This window comes from Halomonas nitroreducens, from assembly GCF_003966155.1.
Taxonomy (GTDB): domain Bacteria; phylum Pseudomonadota; class Gammaproteobacteria; order Pseudomonadales; family Halomonadaceae; genus Halomonas; species Halomonas nitroreducens.
Genome location: NZ_RXNS01000036.1, coordinates 1 through 6,629 on the forward strand (window position 1 = coordinate 1; position 6,629 = coordinate 6,629).

Below are 6,629 nucleotides of genomic sequence, written 5' to 3' on the forward strand. Positions count from 1 at the left end.
CCCTGGCCCCCGTCAAGGGCGCTCGCTGCGCTCGCCCCCTCGCCCTGGACGGGGCCCATGGCGCCGACTCGGGGAGCCGTGCGACCGATGGGCGACGGGTGACGGGCAGGGGACAACATCAATTGGCTCCTGAGTCGTGGGAGGCGGGCGATGCGGTGGCCAGGCCGAGCGCGGTGAAGTCATCGCGCTCCAGGCGGGCCAGTCCGTCCTGGATCAGCAGCTCGCCCAGGGCGGAGGGGGTAACGTGGTGCGTGCCGGCCTGGACGAGGTAGCGGCCGTAATCGGCGGCGTCCAGGAACACGCGGATCGACTGTTTCTTGCCGGTGGCGGTGGCAGTAGTCATGGGGTGTTCCTCGGGTGGTGGATGGTCAGGCACTGACGCCCTGCGGTTGTCGGGCAACGACCCTCACGAATCGAAGATTCGTGTCGGTTCGCCGCCGGGGGAGCGGACCCTTGGCGGGGGTGAAAAGGCGCAACATCAACACCAGGGCGATCAGCGAGACATTGCGCGGCGGGCCAGGCGTAGCGGGTGCCCTGGTGCAGGTGTGGATAAACCGCCGTCCCGTAAAAAGCAGCCCGCTCGGTCGCCTTGCCAGGGGATCGGGGCAGGGCAGGCGTGGCGACGTCGCGGGCCAAAGGCGCGGGGAACGCAGGGACGCTACGGGGAGAAACGGGTGCCGGACGGGCCGAGGGGGCGGTGTCAGCGGCCGGAGCCTCGTCCAGGGTGTAGGTGTCGAAGCCGAGGTAAAACGCCTCATAGAAGGCTTCATAGACGTGGGTGATGAAGGCGCGGGCGGCGGCCTGGGTGGCGAAGTCGAAGGCGGAAACGCCGCCACTTTCACGGGTACGGAAGGTGATGCCGGGAATATCGATGCCTTCCAGTTGGTCAGGGGTGATGCGGGTTCCAAGCACCACGTCCCAACCCAGCAGATCGGAACCGTAGATAAAGCCGTGGTCATTGCCCGACACGGACATCTGACGGGCCTCACCCGCGAGGTCGATGGGCTCCTGGTAGCTGGGCGCATCGAAGTGGAAGTCGACGAAGATGCAGCCGTCAGTGGTGCGCTCGTTCTCGAAGCGGATATCGAAGCTCATGCCCAGTCCTCCGCGTTCATGCACTCAGCGGTCAGCATGGCGACATTAACGAGGCGACGACGCCCGACCTTGATCAGGGGAAGGTTGCCCTGCTGGAGCTGCCCACGGACGGTGTCGGGGGTCAGGCCGGTCAGCTCGGCGAACCGCTCGATGGTCATGACTGGCACTGAGGCCGGGACCTGGGGCGCGTTGCTCGTTTCCATGTCGTACCTGCTCGCTGTGGCTGGTTGTGTTACTTTTCAGGGAGTAGTGAAAACTGAGGTGTACTAACTAGTTGGTACCCTATAATTTGAGTGTACTGAGAAGTTGGGGTATGTCAAGCGAACTCACGCGCCGAATGCGCGAAATCCGCGAGGTCGAGACGAGCGGTCGTCATGAGTTCTCGCAACTCGTTGGAATCAATAAGAAAACGCTCGAAAGCCTCGAGCAGACAGGTCGTGCCCCAAAAGGAGAGCTACTAGAGGCGGTCTGTAGCGTGTGGCCGAAGTACACGCTGTGGCTGATGACAGGGCAGGTTAATGAGGTGGCAGGGCAGGTGAGCCCGGAGATCGAGAAGGCGCGGAAGACGCTCAAGCAGACAGGGACGGATACCGACTAGCCAGGAAGGCGGCGGCAAGGTGGTACCAGGGCGGCAGGCTCCAGGGATAGGAGGTCGGCCTTGAGCAGTAACCAAGCAGCTCGGAAAAAGTTAATCACATATTTTTTTGTGTCTCATAAAAATGCAATACAGGGACTGAGGTTTAAAATGTCAGAGATTCTTTTAGACAGGAAGTCAAACTGCTATTCAATTGTAGCGATTTTTTCACTCAAAGATTATCTTAACTTGGTTGCGCATAGCTATAATGAGGGTGGTGGTCTTGAAGGTCAAAGAAAAGCGATAACCACAAAGAGTGCAAGAAGAATTAGAAATCGAATGGTGGAAGATTTTGTTAACGGCGCTGTATTGCCACCAGTCGTTATCGGAATCGCATCAAAAGATCTTTATGGAGTAGTAAATGAATCACCTGAAGAGTTTTCTCTGGAAGATGGCCTTCGAGGTGTGAATGAAGAAGAAATAGCAATAATTGACGGTATGCAGCGTACAACAGCCATGTATGATGCATACTTAAAAGCTACTGATGAAAAAGTCAGAGAGAAATTATCCGAAAGAAAGATTAGGGTTGAATTTTGGGTTGCACGGGAAACGAGCTCTCTGATTTATAGAATGCTTGTCCTGAATACTGGTCAGGTTCCATGGAATCTGAGGAGGCAAATTGAAGTAATAATGCGGCCTCTTAAGACTGAGATTGAAAGGGAGGTTCCTGGGATAAACCTGATAGGCATTGATGAAAATGAATACAGGAAAAACCCAGGTAATTTTCAGGCTGACAGAGTGCTTGAGTTGTATTTGATATTTGCTTCTAGGACTGAAAAGATTGATGCTAAAGAACAGGTGGCAGAAGAATATGCTCGATTAGATATTATCGAGACATCTTCGCGAGAGTCTGTTATTTCTATGTTCTGCGAGTTACTGAAGAGAGTGGTTAGGTTTGACTATATTCTTTGGGGAATGGAGAAAGAATCTGGCGGAAGGTTTCGAGAGGGAAAAGACTTCCTTAACAGTCAACCTGTTTTAGCTTCACTGGTTTCTGTGTTTTCTCAGTTTATGTTAGGTCGCCCTGGCTGGGATAATGATAGTGAAAAGGTAAGGAAGAAAGAGGCAGAACTTTATGGTTCTTTTGATGGGTTTTTAGGTGCTTTGGAAAACCAGAGTCCTGAAGGTTTAAGGGAGTTCATGGAGTTCGATACTGTTAATGAAATGATTAGCAAGATGAGAGGTGGGAAAGTCGGTGATATGGAAAGGGATTTCTTTAGAGGAGCATTTAGGGTTCTTCTAGAGGAAAGGTTTACCGTGCCAAATATGGGTGTTTGCTGGAGATCCTGAGACATGGCACGCGACATGATTGAAGCCAACACAAGCTTTTTTGGGCATGTGGAACAACATGCTCAAAGGCATGGGTATGGGCTGACTTTTAAAAAGTTATGCATAAAAACTACAAATGATGAAAAGCAAGTTTTAAAGCATGCGAAGGTCTTGCTTCCGATTAAATCTTATTGGGGGTCTGTGTTTGGTATTGCTTATGCTGATAGCTTGATTATAGCGTTAGTTGATGTTCCCGAGTCTCAAGAGATAGATGTTGAGCCTTTGGAGGAAATGGGTTTACATGCTGGCTATTATACTCTCGTAGGGGCGAGTGTCGATTTATTTAATGTTGAGGTTGAGCAATTTGGTAAAGCATATGATTTGTTGTTGAATGACATGGAAAATCACGAGCTGGATATAGGGGGCGTTCGCCATATTCCAGCTGATGTTTGTCATGAGTTCACTCGGCCAGTAAGGCTTTTTATGTCTCAGGACTGGCAAGAGCTGTCAGAGAATGAGGTGAATAGGCTGGCAGCATGTATTTTTTCAAAATGTGTAAATAATAACGATGATGAAAGACGGAACTTTCATGAGGCTGTGGCGGGGTTATGCGTTAATGGAAGGAAAGTAATACCTTACGACTGTGTTCTTAATTCGGTAACTAGCTTAGGTTGGAAGCATACTTTTTTAGAACTTTATCGCTGTATTGAATACCTATACGGAATTCCTGAGTCAAAAGAGCTTGCTAACAAGTTTTCTGAGAAGACATACGCAAGTGATTTGCTTGTTGAACTTAGAGGTGTAATAGGCTGGAAGCCTTTCGAGCTTGGGGCTTTGACACGCCTTATGAAAGATATAAGTCTAGATGCTGTCGAGCGGCTTGGTTTGGCACTAGGGTGTGATGAGCCTGACAAGCCCGATGTGGTTTCAAAGAGCTTATATTCGCTGCGGAACTCTGTTGTGCATTTCAGGTCGGGGCAGGAAGTGAAAAAGCTCCATGAAATGAATTGGGGGCGTATATGTGTTGAGTTATGTGAGGTAATACATCTCTGCTATGTTGCTTTTGAGTCTGAGATAAATACAGAGACGGATGAGGATGAGCAAGATTCCCCAGATAAAGGTCGGGAAGTTGATGTGGCCGAAGAGGGGGGGGTTGAATAAAGGCGGCCTGCGAAAACAAAAATATTGCTTTAATTTTAATTGGCAAGCTGAAAGTTATTGGATAGAAGGTTAGGCGCCACGAGGTTCTTTTATCTTGGAAGGGAGGCGCCCCTTCCTGCGTTAAAATATTCTGTTATTTATATTCCAGGTGTTGTTGTTTTCAGTGCAGGGGGTGGTATGAGAAATATGTTTCCAGGCCATTTTAAGGGCTCTGAAGTAGAGGTGAAGGAAGTTTGGAAGAGTTGTTTGTTTGTTTTTGATGCAAATATTATTCTAAATCTTTATCGCTATTCTGATTCAACTAGGCAAGAATTTTTCAATATTTTTGAAAAGTTCAAAGATCGCATCTGGATTCCAAATAGAGCTGCAGAAGAGTTTTTGATAAACAGAGCTTCTGTTATCGCAAGTCAAGAAAAAACATATGATGATGCAATCAAAGGTGTGGATGAATTAAAGAAGAGTTTAGAAAGTCCTAGAAAGCAGCCTTTTGTGAGCAAAGAGGTTATGTCGCAAGCTGAGAGTTTTTTTGAAAGGTTGCTTAGTGAGCTTTCAGAAAACAAGGATGTTCTTGCGAATCGAGTTTCAGATGATGAGATAAAAGCATCCGTTTCAGAAGTTTTTGAAGGCTGTGTAGGCGAGCCATATGATGATGAGAGCATTAAAAAAATAATTGAAGAGGGTGACCAAAGGTATGCTCACAAAATACCTCCTGGCTATAAAGATGCTGGAAAAGGGGATGTGAATGGAAGTGTGTTTGAGAGGACGAGAAAGTATGGCGACTTGATAGTCTGGAAACAAATCTTAGATAAAGCAGTAAATGATAGTGTTGATGTGGTACTAGTCACTGATGACAAGAAAGAAGACTGGTGGGAGAAATCTGGGCACCGTACCATTGGGCCCAGACCTGAACTAGTGGAAGAGTTTTTTGTTACAACAGGCAGAACTTTCCAAATGTACCAGGCAGATCGTTTTTTGGTTCTGGCAAGAGAGAACTTGGATGAAGAGGTAAGTGAAGAGATTGTAGATGAGGTGAGAGGGTTTTCGGAGGATAGTGATAACTGGATAAGCGATTATTTAAAAGAAGAAGAGAGGGTTAGACTTCAAGCTGCTGTAGAGTTCTTTGGTAGTGCTCTGGATGATCGTAAATTTAAAATGAATAAGCTGAGAGAAGAGCTGCACGATCTTAGGTCTTTGAAAGAGTGCAAAGAGAGTGAGATGAATGCTTTAAGCAATAAAAAGGAGGTTCATCAATTGAAGGATGGCATGAGTTTGATGAAAGATTATACTGCTGCTTGGGGGGAGGTGAACCATATCGCTTCCAGTATTGACGATACAAAATTAGAAATCCAGAAGCTGAAAGATGAGGTTTATACGCTTAGCAATGAGTTCCAAGTAAATGTCAGTAAGTTAGAGGGGTTAGATGATGATTGACTCCTATGTCAACAAGGAGGCTGATTTTATAGATTAAGTTACGGTGTTAATGAGTTGAGTGTTGGCTTTTTTTTAGTCAAATTGGGTGGCTCCAGCTGCTTCATGGTGCATCACATGCTCGGTAATATGCCCGCAAGCATGGCAGGCAATGCTGTAGAGGGTGCCCTCTAACATGCGTAATTCAAAAGCCGCCCAAGAGGGCCCATCGGGAGCCCTTATCTCTGTGGCTCCACAGGGGCACATCATCACCCAGCGTCCACTAGGATCAGGCATCATCGTGATATCGGCCATAGCTGAACCCTCCCGTTTCATTAGAGGGTAGAGATCAAAGCCAGGCGGGGATGTAGGCCAACGCTGACACGCGCCGTAAGGATGGGATGACCAGCACCGCAGACAGCGCAGTGACGACATCGTGTCTACGGGGCAATGCCATGGCGAGCCAATATGATGGGGAGAAGCTGCGTAAGGCACTGATTTTGGGCGCAGTAAGCTCTAACCTGCTGAATTAGCAGAATCTTGTAATCAGTAGGTCCCGGGTTCGACTCCTGGTGCCGGCACCATCGAAACGTCGGGATAATCAAAGCGTTGCAGAGCACAAGAGGCCGCCCATCGAGGCGGTTTTTTTGTGTCTGTCCACTGCGTGCCGACATCTGCCCCGGCGTTCTTTCTCTTGAGCAGTGGCGATCAAAAAAGCCCGCCGGACGGCGGGCCAAGATTTTGCTTGCCTTACTTTGCAGGGGTTCCGCAAGCATATCCAATGTATCCTGAATCACCGGCAGGCAACATTGGCGATACTTAATTTTCCTTTGTATTTACGAGCCTCGGGTCAAGCTCTTACCCGATAGTAGGTAATCGCTTACAGGCGTCCCGACAATGTCAGCCCCTTGGGCGCCGAAGTGGAACTCCCGCCCCGTGTTCAGCCCTATCTGTCAGCGTAGTTGTCACCTAAACGGATTGAGAGGTGATCAACATGCGTTACCCCGCAGAGCGGAAGGAAGCCATCCTTCAGAAGATGGCACCTCCGATGAGCCTGACCATC

At 48.8% G+C, this 6,629-nt stretch carries 7 protein-coding genes; 4 read left to right on the forward strand and 3 right to left on the reverse strand.

Annotation, left to right across the window (positions count from 1 at the left end; translation table 11 throughout):
• Positions 1 to 118: 118 nt before the first annotated feature.
• Genes EKG36_RS20270 through EKG36_RS20280 form a run of 3 tightly spaced genes read right to left on the reverse strand, consistent with a single transcriptional unit; the run spans position 119 to position 1,298 of the window.
• Positions 119 to 343, reverse strand: a complete 225-nt coding sequence (locus EKG36_RS20270) for a hypothetical protein (protein WP_126487092.1) — start codon at positions 341 to 343, stop codon at positions 119 to 121.
• A complete protein-coding gene (locus tag EKG36_RS20275; RefSeq protein WP_126487093.1) occupies positions 340 to 1,095 on the reverse strand; it encodes a hypothetical protein in 756 nt (251 codons plus the stop codon). Before EKG36_RS20275 ends, EKG36_RS20270 begins: the two co-directional genes overlap by 4 nt.
• Complete coding sequence (locus tag EKG36_RS20280; protein WP_246007580.1) at positions 1,092 to 1,298, reverse strand: MerR family transcriptional regulator; 207 nt, start codon at positions 1,296 to 1,298, stop codon at positions 1,092 to 1,094. The genes EKG36_RS20275 and EKG36_RS20280 overlap by 4 nt, the downstream gene beginning before the upstream one ends.
• A gap of 110 nt (positions 1,299 to 1,408) precedes the next feature.
• Here EKG36_RS20280 and EKG36_RS20285 point away from each other — a divergent pair, with 110 nt between their 5' ends.
• From EKG36_RS20285 to EKG36_RS20300, 4 genes are read left to right on the forward strand one after another with little or no spacing between them, the layout of a single operon-like run.
• Positions 1,409 to 1,693 (forward strand): hypothetical protein, encoded by a 285-nt coding sequence (locus tag EKG36_RS20285; RefSeq protein ID WP_126487094.1) that lies wholly within the window; start codon positions 1,409 to 1,411, stop codon positions 1,691 to 1,693.
• Between the two features lie 60 nt (positions 1,694 to 1,753).
• Positions 1,754 to 3,019: a hypothetical protein gene (locus EKG36_RS20290; protein ID WP_126487095.1), complete on the forward strand. Its 1,266-nt coding sequence runs from the start codon at positions 1,754 to 1,756 to the stop codon at positions 3,017 to 3,019.
• A 3-nt stretch (positions 3,020 to 3,022) separates the two neighbouring features.
• Positions 3,023 to 4,159, forward strand: coding sequence for a hypothetical protein (locus EKG36_RS20295; RefSeq protein ID WP_126487096.1), 1,137 nt, complete (start codon positions 3,023 to 3,025; stop codon positions 4,157 to 4,159).
• A gap of 57 nt (positions 4,160 to 4,216) precedes the next feature.
• Positions 4,217 to 5,590, forward strand: a complete 1,374-nt coding sequence (locus EKG36_RS20300; RefSeq protein WP_126487097.1) for a PIN-like domain-containing protein — start codon at positions 4,217 to 4,219, stop codon at positions 5,588 to 5,590.
• The last annotated feature ends 1,039 nt before the right edge of the window (positions 5,591 to 6,629 follow it).

Excerpts from the sequence above, each read along its gene's own strand:
- EKG36_RS20270 (WP_126487092.1), bottom strand. The coding sequence starts at position 343 with ATGACTACTGCCACCGCCACCGGCAAGAAACAGTCGATCCGCGTGTTC.
- EKG36_RS20275 (WP_126487093.1), bottom strand. The coding sequence starts at position 1,095 with ATGAGCTTCGATATCCGCTTCGAGAACGAGCGCACCACTGACGGCTGC.
- EKG36_RS20280 (WP_246007580.1), bottom strand. The coding sequence starts at position 1,298 with ATGGAAACGAGCAACGCGCCCCAGGTCCCGGCCTCAGTGCCAGTCATG.
- EKG36_RS20285 (WP_126487094.1), top strand. The coding sequence starts at position 1,409 with ATGTCAAGCGAACTCACGCGCCGAATGCGCGAAATCCGCGAGGTCGAG.
- EKG36_RS20295 (WP_126487096.1), top strand. The coding sequence starts at position 3,023 with ATGGCACGCGACATGATTGAAGCCAACACAAGCTTTTTTGGGCATGTG.